We start from the raw sequence: 17,510 nt of genomic DNA, 5'->3' as shown, positions 1-17,510 counted from the left end.
ACGCCCCCTTTTCTTTTGGCCTTCTTGCCGCGCCATCTTCGGACCGCCATAGACCGCACACCAACCGATCCAGGATGCCATGACCGAAGACGAAGCCATTACCCAGCTACGCCGCTTCGTTGCCGCGCTCGAAAGCGGTAGCCGGCGCAATGCCAACGACGCTGCGTTCGCGCTCCTTGCCGGCAATCCACCGCTAGGTGACCGCTGGCAGTCCATTGCCCACGTAATGCAGACGAACGGCGAGTATTCGGCCGCACATCTCGCCATGGCACGTTTTGCCGCTCACAGGGCCGACCCAAATGCCCGTTTCGCGCAGGCCGCCATGCTGGCGCAGACCGGACAGTTGGAGGAGGCCTGGAAGGTGATGGGAAGCGTGCCCTTCGGGGTCCCTTCCGTCTCTGGCCACCACTACATTCGCGGCACCATCGCGGTTAACCTCGGCCATATCGAAGATGCCGAGAAGCATCTTCTCGCCGCAATCGAGGCAGAGCCGGCGCTCGGGCAGGCCATGCTGTCGCTCGCCGCGGCACGCAAGCGCAAGGCGGGCGACCCCATCGGCGACCGTATTCTATCGGCGGAACCCCGAATGGAGGGTGCACCGCCGCTGGAGCGGGCGCACTTCCACTATGCGGCCGGTCGCGTCCATTTCGACCGCCGCGAACCGGACGAGGCCTTCCGCCATTTTTCCGCCGGTGCAGAACTCGTTCGCGGCTGGCGCTCCTACGATGCCGCTGCCGATGCGCGCGACGCCGCTGAATGCCGGCAGGGCTTCGACCGCGATTTCGTCGACAAGATCAACAATCTTGTAACCCTGGACACAAGCCAGCCCATCTTCGTCACCGGACTGCCCCGTTCGGGCACCACACTGGTCGAACAGATCCTCGTCAGTCACTCTGCGGTGTCGGGCGGCGAGGAACTGGGCCGCATGGGCGTCGTCCGTCGCGATCTCACGTCGCTCTCAGCCAAGGGACTGTCGGACTATCTCCAGGCCGGCGGCAATGCTGACGACCTTGCCGCGCTATACCTACACCTCGGGCAAGAGCGCTTCGGAAAAGAGGGGCGCTTCGTCGACAAGGCGCTCAACACCAGTCGTTTCACCGGGCTCATAGCGGCGCTTCTTCCGCATGCGCCCATCGTCTGGCTGCGTCGCGATCCGGCCGACTGCGCGTTCTCGGCTTACCGCACGTACTTCATCAACGGGCTCGACTGGTCCTGGAACCTGGAGGACATCGCGACGCACTTCGCGCTTGAGGACCAGCTTTTCCACCACTGGTCGCGCATGTTCCCCGACCGCATCCTCGCGGTCGATTACCAGCAGTTGGTTCAGGAACCCCAAGCCCAGATTCGTCGCATCCTGGCGCACTGCAATCTCGAGGAGGAACCGCAGGTCTTCCGTCCGCACGAGACGCAGCGCGTGGTCTCCACGGCAAGCGTGATGCAGGTGCGCGAGCCGATCAATACCGGGGCGGTTGGCGCCGCAGGTGCCTACCGCCTGCATCTCGCCCCGTTCGTCGATCGTTACGAGGCACTGTCCGCCGCAACCTGAGACAGTCCGGGCGGCAAAGCGGCCGTTCAGGCCGTGCGCGAATTTGCCGCCCGCCCTGCCACCTGCGCGTCGCCAGTCTGCAAGGGCGCGGCAATGCGTGCCAATTCGTCCAGCTTGAACGTCTGTTCGAACAGCAGGCCGTAACGGGGGTGGCTGCGCCAGCGCACCTTCGCGTAGATCGGCGGCAGTACCCCGGTTTCCACGCGCACCAGTTCGTTCATCAGCAGCCACTTGTCGCACTCGATGCCCGCGCCCTGCTGCGAAATGTCCTGAAACGCGACGCGCACCGCCTCGCCGCCGGAATGGAGGACGGCGTCGAGGCGGATACGCAGGCGAACCTGGCGCTTCGGAAAGGGGCCATGGCTTTCGTCGAGCAATCGTTCGATGCCGACTTCATCGAGGAACTGGAGGCCGGCATACTCGCCATCGGCCCAGACCTGCTCGACGGCATAGCGGTCGCCGTTGCTCATCTCGATGCGCAACGACTTGTGATCCGGCAAAGGATTGAAAAGCCTTATCTTCAGCCCCGAAATGGAAGCATCGCGGATGACACAGAGAAACTCGCGCTCGTCGTCGACGATCAGCTTGGCGGCGCGAATGAGCAAGGTGAATCGCGGTGCCGTGCGCTGTTCCGCGCTGTCGGGCCCATCCTGGGGCGGCAACTGGTCGTCGATGTGGGCCAAGCCCCTGTCCCCCTCGCAACAAGCCAAGACGCCGGACGAAAAGCAATCCGGTCAAGCTGGACCATAACGCCGGAAGTCCTACCACCGGGTTACCACGAAGGCCTCCGCAACCAATTTTTGACCTGTTTCCCAAGTTGTTGCGCTGAACGGGCGCAGGCCCACTTCCATACCGGCACATTGGATCCCCGGCAGCGATACCGAGCCGTCATCCGCCCCTCGAGAGGCGTGCAATAAACCGCCCGCCTTGCGAAACATCTGTATCGCGCGGGCTGGACAGCGGGGAACTGAGCACGGTGCACCCGCCGGTCGCGCTTCTTCCAGCGCGCGCTCCTGCGAAGTGTGGGCAGCATTTGGGCCTGCTGGTGCGGACGGCGGGACTCGAACCCGCACGAGCAAGGCTCAAGGGATTTTAAGTCCCCGGCGTCTACCATTCCGCCACGTCCGCATGCGCGCCCCGAGTGCCACACGAAGGGCGCCGCTGCAACGTCACGCAGCGGCGCCCGTGTGGCGTTGTTCGCAAGAAGATGGCCGGCGACACGTGACCGCCGTCCCCACCGCAAGCGTCAGTCGGCGTTCAGCCGCTGCCGCATTTCCTTGCCAGCCTTGAAGTAGGGCACTTTCTTGCCCGGAACCTCGACGGTTTCGCCGGTGCGGGGATTGCGTCCCTTGCGCGCGTCACGTTCGCGCGTGGAGAAGGCGCCGAAGCCGCGCAGTTCAACACGCCCGCCTTCTGCGAGCCGCTTTGCGATCTCGTCGAAGAACACGTCGACGACCCGCTCGATTTCCTCGCTGCGCATACCCGGGCTCTCTTTTGCGAGCGCCTGCAACAGCTCCGACCTGATCATGTGCTTCCCTCCGCCAGGCATCCTCGTGGACGCCCCCCTATTGACGATCCCTGCGCCCGAACCCCCGTACGAGCACAAGCGGTGATCCTGCCATGCATGACAGCGCAACACAATCGGTTGATATCGTCGAATCTGCCTGAATTTGAACCGTTTCAGGCCAATTCCGCCAAGTCTGCAAGCGACAATCCCAGACGTCGGATCCGGCCGGCGATTTCCGGCCACTCGTCGCGAAGGAAGGTTTGACGCTCTCGCGCCAGAAGGGCGGTCGCGGCACCGGGCGCCACGAACATGCCGATGCCACGCTGGACGGTCACCAGTCCCTCGTCCTGAAACTGCTGGTAGGCCTTGGCGACGGTCAGCGGATTCGCGCCCTGTTCGGTAGCGAATGCCCGGACCGAAGGCAGCACAGCACCTTCGGGATAGCGCCCGTCGATGATGCCCGCAGCGATCTCGTCACGCAGGCGCAGGTAGACGGGGCGGCTTGAGCTGCTCATGGGTGCTATATTGCCATAATACAGCCCGCGATACAACGGCGCCCCCATGCGTTGCTTCCGCAGCCGCAGCCTGACCAGCCGATGGTTGCCAACGAAATTAGTTTCTTGCCGTGGCCAGACGTGCCAGTAATGCCGGCAACACCTGCGCGGGAGCTGCGCAGACAAGGACAACAGACGAGATCGCACGCCCGCATGGCCCAGATTGAAATGACCGCAGACCAGACCCCCACGCCGCACCGCCCGGAGGGCCCCGACCCGGCGGGCGAATGGTTCGGCCACCCCGCGCAACTGAAACGTCTGTTCACCACCGAGATGTGGGAGCGTTTCGGCTACTACGGGATGCGGGCGATCCTGACGCTCTATCTCGCCAAGCATTTCCTGTTCAACGACACGACCAGCACGGGGATCTACGGTGGCTTCACCGCGCTCGTCTATCTCACGCCGCTGATCGGCGGCCTCATCGCCGACCGCTATCTCGGCTCGAAGCGATCAGTGAAGTTCGGCGCGATCCTGATGGCGGTCGGCTACTTCATGCTCTGCTTCGGCGGCGATGCGGCCAAACCCTATGCCACGATCGAGGGTCAGCGCTACGAGGTGACAGTCACCAAGACCGATGCAGGCGAAGTCCGATCGGTCGAAATGAACGGCCAGCGGCTCGAGATCGCCGGCAACGAGGACAAGTCGGTTTCGCTCAAGGCAACCGACGGCACCGAGGCGCGGCGCATCGCGCCCGGCGGCTTCGAATCCGACGGCGAGCGCTCGCCGCTCCACATCACTATCCTGCTCGTCGGCCTTTCGCTGGTGACCGTCGGCAACGGCTTCTTCAAGCCCAACATCTCCACCATCGTCGGAACTCTCTATGCAGATGGCGACAGGCGCCGCGATGCCGGCTTCACCATTTTCTACATGGGCATCAATCTCGGTTCGCTGATCTCGCAGTTCTTCTGCCCGATCCTCGCCGAATCCGTTGGCTGGTGGGCCGGATTCGGCCTCGCCGCCATTGGCATGACCTTCTCCTGGCTGCTGTTCCAGTTCGATGGCGGCAGGCTCGATGGATATGGCGAGCGCCCCGCCGGCGCCGATCCACGCAAGGATTGGCTGATCTACGGCGCCGCGCTCGTCTGCGTACCCTTGTTCTGGTTCCTGTTCACCAACCTCATGGCTTATGTGCCCCCTGCGGCGGGCGAGGGCCTCGTCGGGTATTTCCTGGGCCTGCCGATCATGGGCAAGCTGATGTTCGGCACGTTCCTGCTGGCAGTTCCGGGCATCCTCGTCTGGGCACTCGCGGCGGGAAGCCGCGTCGAATTCCAGATGATGGTCGCGGCAATGGTGCTGATCGTCTTCAACACCGTGTTCTGGACCCTGTTCGAACAGGCAGGGTCCTCGCTGACCCTGTTCGCGGAGCGCAATACCCAACTCGAGATCGGCTGGACTCGACCGCTCTTCGCGATGTTCCGCGCCAGCCCCGCCAGCTACTACCTGTTCTTCGCGATCCTGCTCGGCGGCCTTGGCTGGCTGCTCGCCTGGTTCTTCGGTCAAGGCGAGGTTCCGGAAACGCGCAGGAAGATCAGCCTCGGCTTCGGCATCGCCATGCTCGCCGGGTTCGGCGGGATGCTCTATGCGCGCACCCAGGGCTTCGGCAGCGAACCGGTCTATGTCATGCCCGCAGGACAGACCCAGATCTTCAACGCGCTTTTCATCGTGACGCTGGCGCCAGTATTCAGCGTAATGTGGAACGCCCTGGCGCGTCGCGGCGTGGAGCCTTCGATTCCGGTCAAGTTTGCGCTCGCGCTGATGGGTGTGGGCGGAGGCTTCCTCCTGCTGGTGTGGGGCGCTCAGTTCGCCGACGCGCAGTTCCGCGTAGGCCTGGCATGGCTCGCCGGCCTTTACCTGATCCATTCGATGGCAGAACTGTGCATTTCGCCCGTCGGCCTTTCGATGATCACCAAGCTTTCGATGGCGCGCATCGTCGGCATGATGATGGGCGTCTGGTTCCTGTCGATCGCCGTCGCCCAATACGTGGCAGGCATGGTCGCGCAGGTCGCCAGCGTCGAAACGGTTGGGGGCCAGGTAACCAACCTCAAGGTCAGCCTCGACACCTATGTCGGCGTCTTCACTACCATCGGTTGGGTTTCAGTGGGCATCGGCGTGGTGCTTCTCGTCGTTGCAGTGCCGCTGCGCAAGTTGATGCACGGAGTCACTTGACGGCTGTCATTATTTGTTAATATTTAAATATAGGGAATTTCAATGACTTGACTGGCGGCACAAGCTGCGGATAGTTGAGAAAAATACATAAAATCAAATACATGAGGGCGTCTTGCAAGGAAATCTGGTTCCACTCGCAGCTGCCACTTCCTGCTTCGTGGGTTCGCATTTCCTGCTTTCCGGCCCCTTGCGCAGGGTAATCGCGAAAAGTCTGGGAAGACCAACCTACCTCACCATCTATTCGCTGGTCGCAATCGCTACGCTGACCTGGGCGATCGTCGCATTCGACCGGGCGCCAGCCGCTCCTGCCCTGTGGGACGGGACGAACGCCGTTGCGTGGGCCTTGGCCAGTGTGCTGACAATCGTCTCGCTGGCATTCTTCATTCCGTCATTCGCAGGCAATCCGGTGCTGCCCGGCCGGAAGGCGGCGGGGCTCGGCACCGTCGTGCCGACCGGCGTGTTCACGATTACCCGCCACCCGATGATGTGGGCCTTCGCGCTCTGGGCCCTAGCGCACATCATCGTCGCGCCGACAGGCCGCAGCCTCATCTTCATGAGCGGAATGATCGTCCTCGCACTCCTCGGGTCGCATTTCCAGGACAAGCGCAAGATCGCCGGCAACAACCGCGAGTTCGCACCGTGGCAACGCCGGACGAGCTATTGGCCCCGGCTCGACAAGCTGGGAGCAATCGGCCTGATCTGGCTGCTTGCGGCGCTCGTCTGGGTAATCATCACCCTGATCCACTGGGAGTTGTTCGGCATTCCTGCCGGCTTGTGGATGTGGATCGGCTGATCGCCTGAACGGGTGGCGCGGCTCCTGCGTCAGGCCCGCGCTTCACTTACCCCGGCGCTGTTGTGCCGCAGCGCCTTCAGTACGGTATCGACGATATGCGGCGCGTTGAGCCCCGCCTCGTCATACTGCTTTTCAGGCGCGTCGTGGTCCTGGAACAGATCGGGCAAGCGCATGGTCCTGATCTTGAGGCCCCCGTCCACCAGTCCCTCGTCGCTCGCCATGGTCAGGACGTGCGCGCCCAGGCCGCCGATCGAGCCTTCCTCCACCGTCACGATCACGTCATGCGTGGTCATCAGCTGACGGATCAGCGCCACGTCCAGCGGCTTGGCAAAGCGCAGGTCGGCGACAGTCGTCGACAATCCCCTGGCGTCGAGCTGATCGGCAGCCTTGAGCGCCTCTGCCAGCCGCGTACCCAACGACAGCAGCGCGACCTTGCTACCCTGCCTGATGATCCGGCCCTTGCCAATCTCGAGCCGCTCGGGAACCTCGGGCAGTGGCACGCCCACACCGTTTCCGCGCGGATAGCGGAAAGCGATCGGGCCGCTGTCATGCAGTGCCGCGGTATAGGTCATGTGGACCAGTTCCGCCTCGTCGGCAGCAGCCATGACGACCAGGTTCGGCAACGTTGCCAGATAGGTCACGTCGAACGAACCGGCGTGGGTTGCACCATCCGCGCCCACCAGGCCTGCGCGGTCGATGGCGAAGCGCACCGGCAGGTTCTGGATCGCCACGTCGTGGACGACCTGGTCGAAAGCGCGCTGCAGGAAGGTCGAATAGATCGCGCAGAACGGCCGCATCCCTTCTGCGGCGAGGCCCGCAGCAAAGGTCACCGCATGCTGTTCGGCAATGCCGACATCGAAGGTGCGGTCGGGATGAGCCTTGGCAAACTTGTCGACGCCGGTGCCGCTGGGCATTGCGGCGGTGATCGCGCAGATCGTCGGGTCGGCGTCCGCCAGCTTGGCCAGCGTCTCGCCGAACACGTTCTGATAGGCGGGCGCGGCAGCCTTGGCCTTCACCTGCTCACCAGTGATGACGTCGAACTTCTGCACGCCGTGATACTTGTCGGCCGCGGCTTCGGCAGGGGCATACCCCTTGCCCTTCTGCGTCACCACATGGATCAGACACGGCCCTTCGGCCGCATCGCGCACGTTTTCGAGAACCGGGATGAGCTGGTCGATGTTGTGGCCGTCAATCGGGCCGACGTAATAGAAGCCAAGCTCCTCGAACAGGGTACCGCCCATCGCCATGCCGCGAGCGAACTCGTCGGTCTTGCGCGCGGCTTCGTGCAGCGGGCGGGGCAGCTTGCGCGAAAGCCTGCGGGCAATGTCGCGGAGCCCCAAAAACGGACCGGACGAAACCAGCCGCGCCAGATAGGCCGAAAGCCCGCCGACGGGCGGCGCGATGGACATGTCGTTGTCGTTGAGAATGACGATCAGCCGATTGCCTGCGGCCTCGGCGTTGTTCATCGCTTCGTAGGCCATGCCCGCGCTCATGGCGCCATCGCCGATCACCGCGATGCCCTTGCCCAGTCTGCCCGAAAGCTTGTTAGCGATGGCAAAGCCGAGCGCCGCTGAAATCGAGGTGGACGAGTGCGCCGTCCCGAAAGGGTCGTACTCGCTCTCGCTGCGCTTGGTGAAGCCGGAAAGGCCGCCTGCCTGACGCAGGGTGCGGATCCGGTCGCGCCGCCCGGTCAGGATCTTGTGAGGATAGGCCTGGTGGCCCACGTCCCACACAAGCCTGTCCTCGGGCGTGTTGAACACATAGTGGATTGCCACGGTCAGCTCGACCACGCCCAGGCCGGAACCGAGGTGCCCGCCCGTCTGGCCGACGGCGGATATCATCTCGACACGCAGTTCGTCCGCCAGTTGGCGGAGCTGCGTTGGCGCAAGCTTGCGAAGGTCGTCTGGGGTCTTGACCGTGTCTAGCAACGGCGTTGCCGGTTCTTGGCTCATCCGACCGCCCTTACACGCATGCGCGCGCGGTGTCGAACGGGATCAGGTGAAACGAACCTTCCCGATGTGCCGGGGTCTCCGCTCGGGCAGAAGCAGCGCAGAGGCCACCAGCAAAAGCGCGGCGACCACGAAGGCATAGCCGGGTGCCGCGAGGTCGCCGGTCGCGGTCATGTACCGGGTCAATACCACTGGTGTCAGGCCAAAGGTCAGCGCGACCATCACGCCATAACCGATGCCGACAAGCCCCGCACGATGCCGCTTGGGCGTCGTCTCGACGAACGCGGCATAGGCAACCGCAGCCGAAACCGTCGCCATGAGCAGGAGAAGGGCCGCCGCCACGCCGAACCGAGCCGGTGCGCTTCCCTCGATGCCCCAGCGGAACAGCGGCAACGAAGTCAGCGCCGCCAGTATTGCTGTGACGAGATTCACCCGCCGTCGCCCGATGCGGTCCCCGAGCCATCCACCAAGCACCAGCCCGACGATCTGCGTTCCCGCCGCCGCCATCTGCACGATGTAACCGTTGGTCACCGCGATCTTCAGGAACGACACTGCGTAGATGAACAGGAAATCCCCCGCCGCACCTGCCAACAGGAAGCCGCATACCCCCAAGAGCGCCGCCGCGTAGGCGCGCGGGGCCAATTCGGTCACCACGTCAGGACCGGTTTCCGGCATATGAAGCGTCTCGTCGAGCCTGCGGCGCAGGATGAAAGCCAACGGCACGATACCCGCACCGATGGCAAAGGCGATGCGCCAGCCGAAACTGTCGAGCTGCGCTGGCGTCAGGACACTCGCCAGGACCAGCCCCACCAGTCCGCTCGCCAGAACTCCCATGCGCATCGCGACAAGCTGCAGCGCGATCAGCATCCCGCGTCTTTCGGACGGCGCGCTTTCGGCGAGGAACGCTGTCGTCGGCCCCACGTCGCCACCGGCGGCAAGGCCCTGCAGAAGACGGAACAGAACGACGAGGATCGGCGCTGCCGGTCCGATCGCCGCGTAATCCGGCGTCAGGGCGAGCCCGAGCGCGCTCACCCCCATCAGCGCGAAAGTCGCCAGCATGGTCGGGCGGCGTCCGATCCGGTCGCCCAGCACTCCGAACAGGATCGCCCCCAAGGGCCGCGCGCCGAAGCCCGCGCCCGCGGTCATGAGCGTCAGCAGCAGCGCACTGCCCGGCGCCCCTGCCGGAAACATGACCCGCGACAGATTTACCGCGAAGAAGCTGAAGCTCAGAAAATCATAGAATTCCAGTGCATTGCCGGAAATGACTGCCGCGAATTGCCGCTTCGTGGGCAAGTGGCGCGGCTCGGATGATGTCGGTTCCACGCTGCGTCCCCCCCATTACGCGGTCGATTTCATTCTCCGCTTGCACACTCGGAACAGTGGCCGCGGATTTCAACGACTGGGCGCACTTCGGCAAATCCCGCGCCCTGCGCCGCCTGCCGCAGCGCGCCGGTCAGGCTATCGTCATCGATGTGCACGGCCTTGCCGCAAAGGTCGCAGATCAGGAAAATGCAGTCGTGGCGGCAACCTGGATGGCTGTTCGCGACATAGGCATTCGCGCTTTCGACCCTGCGCGCCAAGTTGGTGCGCACGAAGAGATCAAGGATGCGATAGACCGAATTGGCAGCAACCCGCTTTCCCCGCCGGGTGCCGACACCTTCGGCAATGTCATAGGCGGAAGCCGGACGGTCGCGCGCGGCAAGGGCTTCGAACACATCGGCGCGCATCTCGGTCCATTGCTCGCCGGCCTCGACCAGCGCGTCGCGCGCCGCCTTTACCAGCTTCTCGCCCGCGAAATCATGATGATGGTGATGCCCCGCCATGGCCTCTAGATAGGCAGCGCCGCGCGGATGCGCAAATCAGTTCCGCGTGAAGGCCGGCTTGTAGAGATCGGGGAACATGCGCTTGAGCGCCTGGACCTTGGGCGCATCCCAGCGGCGGATATAACCGTGGTCGGGATTGTTGGCCATGAAGTCCTGATGATAGCCCTCGGCCGGATAGAACGTCTTGTAAGGCTCGACTGCTGTCACGATGGGCCGCTTCCAGAGATCGAGCCGCTTCAACTGGGCCAGGTATCCGGCCGCCACGCGTGCCTGTTCCTTGTCCATCGGCACCAGAGCGTTGCGATACTGGGTGCCGTCGTCCGGCCCCTGGTAGTTCAACTGCGTCGGATCGGTCACGACAGCGAAGAATATCCGGAGAAGCTGGTCGTAGCGCACCTTGGCCGGATCGTAGGTGACCCGAACAGCCTCGGCATGGCCGGTCCGGCCGGTGCCGACGACATCGTAGCTCGCGGTCTTCTTTTCGCCCCCATGGTAGCCCGAGACCACGCTGGTCACGCCCTTGACGTGGCTGAACACCCCCTCGACGCCCCAGAAGCAACCGCCTGCGAAGATCGCAACCTTGCGGCCTGGCGCTTCGTCCGCCTGAACCGCAGCCTCGGGCGCCGCCACGGCGCCTTCTGCCTGCGCGGTCTGCTGGCAGGACGCGGTGACGATCCCGGCCAGCAGAGCAGCGGCTAGGACCGGACGCCTCATCTCAGCGGCCGGTCTGGCCGGTGGCGTGGCTCGTGCCGGAGTTCGTGACCGGGGCGCTGTCCGCCGAGGCCCAGGCGGTCGCGCCAACGGACATCGCCATGACGGCAGTTCCCATCAGGAAGCCGAAGGCCAGCGAACGGAAGAGGTCAGGCTTGAACAGGCCCATCGAATCACTCTTGAAAACTACCGGAACGGAACGTGGCAACCGGATGCCCTGCCCCGGCTTAACGCGCAGTGACGCCATGCACAGGCCGCCGTTCATGCCGATTGGGAATCCGCAAAGCGTTGTCTACGTACGATAAACCGTTTCAGTCCCGCAAGGTGACCCAGACCGGCGCATGATCACTGGCCTTCTCGCGGCCGCGGTAATCCTTGTCGACGCCCGCTGCGACCAGCCTGTCGGCAAGCTCCGGCGATAGCAGGGCATGGTCGATCCGGAAGCCGTGGTCGCGCTGCCATGCACCGGCTTGGTAGTCCCAGAACGTCCACACGCCGCCCTGCGGATTGAACAGGTCGATGGCATCGGTCCACCCGTCGTTGAGCAGCCGGCGATAGGCATCGCGCGATTCGGGCTGCATCAATGCATCGCTCGCCATTGCCTTGACCGAAAAGGTATCCTTGTCCTCGGGGATCACGTTGTAGTCGCCAATGACAAGCGCCGGCACTTCCTCGGACGCAATATCGGCCATGCGGGCGCGGAGGCGTTCCATCCAGCGAAGCTTGTAGTCGAACTTGGGGCCCGGCTGCGGATTACCATTCGGCAGGTAGATGCACACCACCCGAAGACCGAACACGTCGGCTTCCAGATAGCGCGAATGCTCGTCCTCGGGATCGCCAGCCAGGCCGCGCTGCACCTCGACGGGCTGCTCCCCATCGGCGAGGATCGCCACGCCGTTGAAGCCCTTCTGCCCATGCCAGATCGCGCGATAGCCGATCTTCTCGAACTCCTCGGCCGGAAAGCCTTCGTCCTGAGTCTTGATTTCCTGCAAGCATGCGACCGACGGCCGCGTCTCTTCCAACCATTCGAGCAGGCGTGGCAGACGGGCCTTGATCCCGTTGATGTTGAAACTTGCGACCTTGAGCGTCATCTTTTCGGCATTCCTGCTGGTGCCGGATGGGCGCTGCGAAACGACGCCCGACCGGGCGTCAAATGGCGAAGGAAGCCCCGCAGCCGCAACCCGATGCCGCCTGGGGGTTGGTCACACGGAACGCCGCGCCGCCAAGCGACTCGACATATTCCACCATGCTGCCCTCGAGCAGGCCGAGGCTGACCTCGTCGACCACAAGCCGCACGCCGTCCGTCTCGGCGATCGTATCGCCTTCTTCCGGCGCATCCGCGAGCCCGAACCGGTACTGGAAGCCGGAGCAGCCGCCGCCCTCGACCGAAAGTCGAAGAATGGCAGGCTTGCCCTGCTTCGCGGCAATCGCGGCAACGCGCGCGGCGGCGCTCGGGGCGAGAGTGACGGGCGTCTGGATTGCGGTTTCGCTCATGGGGCCAAGATAGGCGCGCAGGCGTCCAACCTCAACGGGTCCGCTCGTCATCCAGCGGATCCTCGATGGATTCGTCGTGTCCGGTACCGCTCGAAAGGAAAACCAGCCCCATCAGTGCGGCCATCAACAGCATCGCAAACCCGATGCCGAGCGCGGTGGCGATGTAGAAGTGGATCGAGACGAAACCCACCCAGTGATAGAGCAGCACCGAGACAAGCACGACGACCGCCCCGGTAAAGCCCGCCATCCACTTCATCAGCATGCGGTATCGCGCCCAGGCAAAGCTGGCGTTGTGCGGATCGTCTAGCGGGGATCGGGGTGCCATGGCGAAAGGTCCTTTGGACAACCCAGATGGTGCTGGCAACAGCTTTGACAATGGCCGGCAAGGTGGCATGATCCTTCCGGGAGACAAGCGGCGCGCAAGATGACCCAAAAAGCACGGCAGCCGCGCAGCGAATGGAGGATGCCATGACGATTGCACAGGTCATTGCCGGACGCGGCGAGGTATGGAGTTGTCACGCCGACGACAGCGTGGCCGACGCCGTGGACATGCTCGCCCGCTACCGCATCGGCGCATTGCCGGTCGAGGATGGAACCAACGGCGTGGCCGGCATCTTCTCCGAACGCGACATGATCCGCTGCCTGCACAAGCACGGAGAGGCCGCGCTCCACATGAAGGTGCGCGACATGATGACCGCGCCCGTGGTCACGATCACCCCGCAGACCTCGGTCCTCGAAGCACTGGCCCTGATGACCCAGCGCCGTTTCCGCCACCTGCCCGTCGTCGAAGGGGGCCATATGGTCGCCTTCGTATCTATCGGTGACCTCGTGAAGCATCGCATCGACAAGATCGAGGCCGAAGCCGACGCCATGCGCGTCTACATCCAGCAGGCCTGACCCAAGGCGCGGACATGACTGCCGCCCCGGCCAATGCCGGGGCACTTTGCCTCGTCCTTGGCCGACACTCGCGCTCGACTCCCGTCGATTTGCCCTCCCCTTTCATCTGAAACCACTTAAGGTCCTGCTCCTGAAAATCGGACGCACAGAACACGGCGCATGAAGGGGACCGCCATGACATTCACCCGTCGCTCGCTTCTTGCGGGAGCCGCCGCAACTGCCAGCCTTGCCGTTACCGCGCGCGCGCAGGTCATCCCGCCCCCCGGCTTCGCGACCCCTTCCGGCACGTTCCCCTTCCCGCCCGAAGTCTACCGCGAACGACGCGCGCGCCTGATGAGCGTCCTGAAGGATGGCGTCGCCGTGATCCACGGCGCCCCGCGCGACCAGACGGGCGGCCCGGTCAGCCCGCCCTTCCATCAGTCCGGCGACTTTGCCTGGCTTACGGGCATCGCCGACGAACCCGGCGCAGTCCTCGTCCTCGCGCCTGACGAACGCACTTTCCGCGAATTCCTGCTGCTGCCGTCCCGCGACATCGAGACCGAGCGCTGGGATGTCGAGCGCCTCCCCCTCGGTTCGCTGATCGAGGCGCGCACCGGAATGCAGCGCGTGCGCCGCACAGGCAGCCTCGACGCGCTTGTCACCCAGATTGCAGCGCGAAGTCGTACACTGCATTTCATGGGTCCCATCGTCAGCGCCTCGGCGCCGGTCCCGCCCGCGATGGACCTCTACGGCCGCATCATGGCCCGGGTGCCCGGCTGCACGCTGAAGGACCAGAGCGCGCTCCTTCCGTCGCTACGAACGGTAAAGGAACCGCGCGAGCTGGACTTGATGCGCAAGGCTCTTGCCGCGACTCAGGCCGGGCACCTCGCCGCAATGAAGGCGGTGCGCCCCGGCATGACCGAGCGCCAGCTTACCGCCGTGCTCGAGGATGGGTTTCGCCAGGGCGGGGGCGAAGGCCTGTCCTACGATTCCATCGTCGCGACGGGGCGCAACGCCGCCTCGCTCCATTACGCCCATGGCAATGCGACAATAGGCTCGCAGGACCTCGTCCTGATCGACGCCGCCGCATCCGTGGGCGGCTATGCCTGCGACATTACGCGAACTTTCCCGGCATCGGGCAGGTTCACAGCGGCGCAGCGCGCCGACTACGAACTTGTCCTCGCCGCACAGGATGCCGCCGCCCGGTTGCTGAAGCCGGGCGTCATCCACGAGGACATGACCGAGGCCGCCAATGCCGTGTTCCGCAAGGCCGGCCGCATCGACGAATTCACCCATGGCCTTGGCCATTTCGTCGGCCTGGACGTTCACGATGCGGGCGATTACGCAAAGCCGATCCCGGCGGGCGCAGTCCTCACCATCGAACCCGGCCTGTACAATCAGCAGATGAACCAGGGCATCCGCATCGAGGACCTTTACCTCGTGACCGCCAACGGCTGCGAACGCCTGAGTACCGGCATCCCGCGCACAGTGCAGGAGATCGAAGCGTTCATGGTTCGGTGACGAGGAAAGGTTCAACCCAAGCGCTGTGCGACCAGGTCCTTGAGGTCCGCCTCGGGCCTTGCGCCGTAGTGCGAGATGATTTCCGCGGCGCAGATCGCACCGAGGGTAAGGCTTTCGGCGAGAGGACGGCCGCGAACGTAGCCATAGAGGAAGCCGGCGGCAAAAAGGTCGCCGGCGCCGGTGGTGTCGACGACCTTGGCGATGGGTTCCGCCGGGACATGAGCGCGTTCGCCCTGGCTGATCGCGTGGGCACCATTCTCGCTGCGGGTTACCACGACGGTGGGCACCTTGGCCGCCAGTTGCTCGATCCCGACGTGGAAATCCTCGATGCCGGTCAGCGCAGCCAGTTCATGCTCGTTGGCGAAAAGGATGTCGATCTGGCCGGCATCGATGAGCGCGCGGAAATCGTCGCCATGACGCGAGATGACGAATGCGTCGGACAAGGTGAAGGCGACCTTGCGACCGGCGTTGCGGGCTGCCGCGATCGCGCGGCGCATCGCCTTGCGCGGCTCTTCCGGATCCCACAGGTAGCCTTCGAGGTAGAGCACCTGCGCGGCCGCGATGGTGGCGTCGTCAAGAGCCTCCGCCGGGAGGAACTGCGACGCCCCGAGGAAGGTGTTCATCGTGCGCTGCCCGTCGGGCGTCACGAAGATAAGGCACCGCGCCGTCGGCGGTTCGTCCGCGCGGGTCGGCGTGTCAAAGGCGATTCCTCCCGCGCGGATGTCGTGCGCAAAGACTTCGCCGAGCTGATCGTCCGCCACTTGTCCGATGAAGGCGCAGTTCGCGCCGAGCGCGGCGAGCCCGGCCAGCGTGTTCGCCGCCGATCCGCCCGAAATCTCGCGGGCAGGGCCCATGGCGTCGTAAAGTTCCTTGGCCCGAGCCGTGTCGACCAGCGTCATCCCGCCCTTGGCCAGACCGAGCCGCGCGATGTCGGCATCCTCGCACGGGGCCATCACGTCGACGATGGCGTTACCGATGGCGATGACGTCGTAAAGCGGGTCGGACATGCGCGGAAAAGCTCCATTTGGCACAGGGAAGGGCAGGGCCTAGCCGCTCGCCCGCATCGCAGCAAGCGCCGGAACGCCACGGTCACGCGTCGGATTGAGCCGGATTGCGGCGGATCGGCGTTGACCGCACGGGCCGGGCGCTGCATCCCGTGCCGCGTGACATCCCGTATCTCCCTGGCCGTGCCCATGCTGGCTCTCACCCTCGCGTCCTGTGGCGGGGGAGGGGCGATGCCCGCCGGCAAGACTACTGCGATCCGCTCGGCTCCGCCCCCTGCGCGCACCTCGGTGCCGCGTCCCGCGCCCGTAACGCGACCTTATGCCCAAGTGCAGATGGCGCCGGGCCTCGAAGGCGTGATCGGCGCCGACGCGCTCCAGCTCGGCCGCGTGTTCGGTCCGCCCCGGCTCGACGTGATCGAGGACGATGCCCGCAAGCTGCAGTGGTCAGGCACCGCCTGCATTCTCGATGTCTACCTCTATCCGCAGCCCGGCAGCAGCCGCCCGACCGCGACTTATGTCGATGCTCGCCGCGGCGACGGCCGCGATGTGGACCGCGCCGCGTGTGTGGCCGCGCTAAGGAAGGGTTCCTAAGGGTTCCTGTTGGTGCACCCGGGTGAGGGGGGCGCAAAGGTCCATGGCGCGAAAGCCGGCACCCCCTCGCGCGAGACGTCGGCCAGGGTGTAGCGGTCGAGTACCGCCATGAATGCTTCCAGTGCCTCGGCCAGCACGCCGCTGAGGCCGCAATCGGCGCGCAGGGCGCATCCGCCGCAATCCGCCAACCGCATCCCCCGCTCAAGCGCGCGGACCACGTCGCCCACGCGAATGTTCGTTGCTTCACGCGCCAGCGCGATGCCGCCACTGCGCCCGCGCTGCGATGTAGCGAAGCCTTCGTGGACCAGCGCCTGCGCGACCTTCGCGACGTGGTGGTAGCTCAGCCCCTGCTCTGCCGAAAACGCCGGCAAGCTCACCGCCGCGCCCTTGCGCGCAAGGACGATCAGCAGGCGCAGGCCAAGATCGGTATGCTGAGTTAGCTGCATGTACCTAGTGTCGATTTTCCGCTTGATTAAATCAAGTAGATTAAATACCAGCATTTCGGATACCAGATTGGAGACCCGTGATGCGCATTGCTTCCGAACACGCGAAAACCATCGTCAAGGCCACTGCTCCCGCTATCGAAAAGCACGGCGTGGATATCACCACCGCCATGTACAAGCGCTTGTTTCAGAACGATGAAGTGAAGGCGATGTTCGATCAGGCCGCGCAGGACAGCGGCGAACAGCCGCGCCGCCTCGCAGGTGCCATCCTTGCCTATGCCAAGAACATCGACAAGCTCGAGAACTTGGGCTCGGCCGTACAGCGCATGGTCCAGCGCCACGTCGATACCGGCGTGAAGGCCGAACACTATCCCTATGTCGCAGAAGCTCTGCTGCCCGCGATTCGCGACGTCCTGGGCGCGGAAGTCGCCACGGACGAAGTGCTCGCCGCCTGGGGCGAGGCGTACTGGATGCTCGCCGATATCCTTATCGCCGCTGAAAAGCAGGCGTACCTCGAAGCCGTCGCCTGATC

20 protein-coding genes and 1 tRNA gene are annotated in these 17,510 nt (G+C 64.6%); 7 read left to right on the top strand and 14 right to left on the bottom strand.

Annotation, left to right across the window (positions count from 1 at the left end; all coding sequences use genetic code 11):
• Window positions 1-79: 79 nt before the first annotated feature.
• Window positions 80-1,546, top strand: a complete 1,467-nt coding sequence (locus tag SARO_RS00830) for a tetratricopeptide repeat-containing sulfotransferase family protein (protein WP_011443830.1) — start codon at window positions 80-82, stop codon at window positions 1,544-1,546.
• A gap of 26 nt (window positions 1,547-1,572) precedes the next feature.
• Here SARO_RS00830 and SARO_RS00825 read toward each other — a convergent pair whose 3' ends face one another.
• From SARO_RS00825 to SARO_RS00810, 4 genes are all read right to left on the bottom strand, one after another.
• Window positions 1,573-2,229: a PilZ domain-containing protein gene (locus tag SARO_RS00825; protein ID WP_011443829.1), complete on the bottom strand. Its 657-nt coding sequence runs from the start codon at window positions 2,227-2,229 to the stop codon at window positions 1,573-1,575.
• A 360-nt stretch (window positions 2,230-2,589) separates the two neighbouring features.
• A tRNA-Leu gene (locus SARO_RS00820) sits at window positions 2,590-2,674 on the bottom strand.
• Window positions 2,675-2,792: 118 nt separating this feature from the next.
• A complete protein-coding gene (locus SARO_RS00815; protein ID WP_011443828.1) occupies window positions 2,793-3,074 on the bottom strand; it encodes an integration host factor subunit beta in 282 nt (93 codons plus the stop codon).
• A 152-nt stretch (window positions 3,075-3,226) separates the two neighbouring features.
• Window positions 3,227-3,568: a GntR family transcriptional regulator gene (locus SARO_RS00810; RefSeq protein WP_041549874.1), complete on the bottom strand. Its 342-nt coding sequence runs from the start codon at window positions 3,566-3,568 to the stop codon at window positions 3,227-3,229.
• A 192-nt stretch (window positions 3,569-3,760) separates the two neighbouring features.
• On the opposite strand from SARO_RS00810, the gene SARO_RS20890 reads away from it, so the two are divergent.
• Window positions 3,761-5,773, top strand: coding sequence for a peptide MFS transporter (locus tag SARO_RS20890; protein WP_041549872.1), 2,013 nt, complete (start codon window positions 3,761-3,763; stop codon window positions 5,771-5,773).
• Window positions 5,774-5,885: 112 nt separating this feature from the next.
• On the top strand, window positions 5,886-6,566 hold the full coding sequence (locus SARO_RS00800; RefSeq protein ID WP_011443825.1) for an NnrU family protein: 681 nt from the start codon (window positions 5,886-5,888) through the stop codon (window positions 6,564-6,566).
• Between the two features lie 29 nt (window positions 6,567-6,595).
• Here SARO_RS00800 and dxs read toward each other — a convergent pair whose 3' ends face one another.
• From dxs to SARO_RS00765, 8 genes are all read right to left on the bottom strand, one after another.
• A complete protein-coding gene (gene dxs / locus SARO_RS00795; RefSeq protein WP_011443824.1) occupies window positions 6,596-8,518 on the bottom strand; it encodes a 1-deoxy-D-xylulose-5-phosphate synthase in 1,923 nt (640 codons plus the stop codon).
• Window positions 8,519-8,560: 42 nt separating this feature from the next.
• Window positions 8,561-9,838 (bottom strand): MFS transporter, encoded by a 1,278-nt coding sequence (locus SARO_RS00790; protein WP_011443823.1) that lies wholly within the window; start codon window positions 9,836-9,838, stop codon window positions 8,561-8,563.
• A gap of 29 nt (window positions 9,839-9,867) precedes the next feature.
• Window positions 9,868-10,338, bottom strand: coding sequence for a Fur family transcriptional regulator (locus SARO_RS00785; RefSeq protein WP_011443822.1), 471 nt, complete (start codon window positions 10,336-10,338; stop codon window positions 9,868-9,870).
• A gap of 36 nt (window positions 10,339-10,374) precedes the next feature.
• Window positions 10,375-11,052: a peptide-methionine (S)-S-oxide reductase MsrA gene (msrA, locus tag SARO_RS00780; protein ID WP_011443821.1), complete on the bottom strand. Its 678-nt coding sequence runs from the start codon at window positions 11,050-11,052 to the stop codon at window positions 10,375-10,377.
• A 1-nt stretch (window position 11,053) separates the two neighbouring features.
• Window positions 11,054-11,296: a hypothetical protein gene (locus SARO_RS20880; protein WP_143004822.1), complete on the bottom strand. Its 243-nt coding sequence runs from the start codon at window positions 11,294-11,296 to the stop codon at window positions 11,054-11,056.
• A 64-nt stretch (window positions 11,297-11,360) separates the two neighbouring features.
• Window positions 11,361-12,140, bottom strand: coding sequence for an exodeoxyribonuclease III (xth, locus tag SARO_RS00775; RefSeq protein WP_011443819.1), 780 nt, complete (start codon window positions 12,138-12,140; stop codon window positions 11,361-11,363).
• Between the two features lie 58 nt (window positions 12,141-12,198).
• Window positions 12,199-12,543 carry a HesB/IscA family protein gene (locus tag SARO_RS00770; protein ID WP_041549870.1) on the bottom strand — a complete coding sequence of 115 codons (345 nt, stop codon included), beginning with the start codon at window positions 12,541-12,543 and terminating at the stop codon, window positions 12,199-12,201.
• Window positions 12,544-12,574: 31 nt separating this feature from the next.
• Window positions 12,575-12,868 (bottom strand): hypothetical protein, encoded by a 294-nt coding sequence (locus SARO_RS00765; protein WP_011443817.1) that lies wholly within the window; start codon window positions 12,866-12,868, stop codon window positions 12,575-12,577.
• Between the two features lie 143 nt (window positions 12,869-13,011).
• Between SARO_RS00765 and SARO_RS00760 the strand changes: the two genes are divergently transcribed.
• Both SARO_RS00760 and SARO_RS00755 read left to right on the top strand, forming a co-directional pair.
• A complete protein-coding gene (locus tag SARO_RS00760; protein WP_011443816.1) occupies window positions 13,012-13,440 on the top strand; it encodes a CBS domain-containing protein in 429 nt (142 codons plus the stop codon).
• 174 nt (window positions 13,441-13,614) lie between these two features.
• Window positions 13,615-14,940: an aminopeptidase P family protein gene (locus SARO_RS00755; protein WP_011443815.1), complete on the top strand. Its 1,326-nt coding sequence runs from the start codon at window positions 13,615-13,617 to the stop codon at window positions 14,938-14,940.
• Between the two features lie 11 nt (window positions 14,941-14,951).
• On the opposite strand, the gene SARO_RS00750 is transcribed toward SARO_RS00755, so the two are convergent.
• Entirely contained in the window at window positions 14,952-15,947 is a 996-nt protein-coding gene (locus SARO_RS00750) for an adenosine kinase (protein WP_011443814.1), read from the bottom strand.
• 186 nt (window positions 15,948-16,133) lie between these two features.
• Between SARO_RS00750 and SARO_RS00745 the strand changes: the two genes are divergently transcribed.
• The gene (locus SARO_RS00745; protein ID WP_011443813.1) at window positions 16,134-16,535 is read left to right on the top strand and encodes a hypothetical protein; all 402 of its coding nucleotides are present in this window, start codon (window positions 16,134-16,136) and stop codon (window positions 16,533-16,535) included.
• On the opposite strand, the gene SARO_RS00740 is transcribed toward SARO_RS00745, so the two are convergent.
• On the bottom strand, window positions 16,532-16,981 hold the full coding sequence (locus tag SARO_RS00740; RefSeq protein ID WP_041549867.1) for an RrF2 family transcriptional regulator: 450 nt from the start codon (window positions 16,979-16,981) through the stop codon (window positions 16,532-16,534). The genes SARO_RS00745 and SARO_RS00740 overlap by 4 nt on opposite strands.
• 80 nt (window positions 16,982-17,061) lie before the next feature.
• Between SARO_RS00740 and SARO_RS00735 the strand changes: the two genes are divergently transcribed.
• Window positions 17,062-17,508 carry a globin domain-containing protein gene (locus tag SARO_RS00735; RefSeq protein ID WP_011443811.1) on the top strand — a complete coding sequence of 149 codons (447 nt, stop codon included), beginning with the start codon at window positions 17,062-17,064 and terminating at the stop codon, window positions 17,506-17,508.
• The last annotated feature ends 2 nt before the right edge of the window (window positions 17,509-17,510 follow it).

It is taken from the genome of Novosphingobium aromaticivorans DSM 12444, assembly GCF_000013325.1.
In the GTDB taxonomy this organism is placed as follows: Bacteria; Pseudomonadota; Alphaproteobacteria; order Sphingomonadales; family Sphingomonadaceae; genus Novosphingobium; species Novosphingobium aromaticivorans.
This window is presented reverse-complemented; position numbering and strand designations above follow the sequence as displayed.

Coding starts and splice junctions, on each gene's coding strand:
- SARO_RS00830 (WP_011443830.1), top strand. CDS start 80: ATGACCGAAGACGAAGCCATTACCCAGCTACGCCGCTTCGTTGCCGCG.
- SARO_RS00815 (WP_011443828.1), bottom strand. CDS start 3,074: ATGATCAGGTCGGAGCTGTTGCAGGCGCTCGCAAAAGAGAGCCCGGGT.
- SARO_RS00810 (WP_041549874.1), bottom strand. CDS start 3,568: ATGAGCAGCTCAAGCCGCCCCGTCTACCTGCGCCTGCGTGACGAGATC.
- SARO_RS20890 (WP_041549872.1), top strand. CDS start 3,761: ATGGCCCAGATTGAAATGACCGCAGACCAGACCCCCACGCCGCACCGC.
- dxs (WP_011443824.1), bottom strand. CDS start 8,518: ATGAGCCAAGAACCGGCAACGCCGTTGCTAGACACGGTCAAGACCCCA.
- SARO_RS00785 (WP_011443822.1), bottom strand. CDS start 10,338: ATGGCGGGGCATCACCATCATCATGATTTCGCGGGCGAGAAGCTGGTA.
- msrA (WP_011443821.1), bottom strand. CDS start 11,052: ATGAGGCGTCCGGTCCTAGCCGCTGCTCTGCTGGCCGGGATCGTCACC.
- SARO_RS20880 (WP_143004822.1), bottom strand. CDS start 11,296: ATGGCGTCACTGCGCGTTAAGCCGGGGCAGGGCATCCGGTTGCCACGT.
- xth (WP_011443819.1), bottom strand. CDS start 12,140: ATGACGCTCAAGGTCGCAAGTTTCAACATCAACGGGATCAAGGCCCGT.
- SARO_RS00770 (WP_041549870.1), bottom strand. CDS start 12,543: ATGAGCGAAACCGCAATCCAGACGCCCGTCACTCTCGCCCCGAGCGCC.
- SARO_RS00765 (WP_011443817.1), bottom strand. CDS start 12,868: ATGGCACCCCGATCCCCGCTAGACGATCCGCACAACGCCAGCTTTGCC.
- SARO_RS00760 (WP_011443816.1), top strand. CDS start 13,012: ATGACGATTGCACAGGTCATTGCCGGACGCGGCGAGGTATGGAGTTGT.
- SARO_RS00755 (WP_011443815.1), top strand. CDS start 13,615: ATGACATTCACCCGTCGCTCGCTTCTTGCGGGAGCCGCCGCAACTGCC.
- SARO_RS00750 (WP_011443814.1), bottom strand. CDS start 15,947: ATGTCCGACCCGCTTTACGACGTCATCGCCATCGGTAACGCCATCGTC.
- SARO_RS00745 (WP_011443813.1), top strand. CDS start 16,134: ATGCTGGCTCTCACCCTCGCGTCCTGTGGCGGGGGAGGGGCGATGCCC.
- SARO_RS00740 (WP_041549867.1), bottom strand. CDS start 16,981: ATGCAGCTAACTCAGCATACCGATCTTGGCCTGCGCCTGCTGATCGTC.
- SARO_RS00735 (WP_011443811.1), top strand. CDS start 17,062: ATGCGCATTGCTTCCGAACACGCGAAAACCATCGTCAAGGCCACTGCT.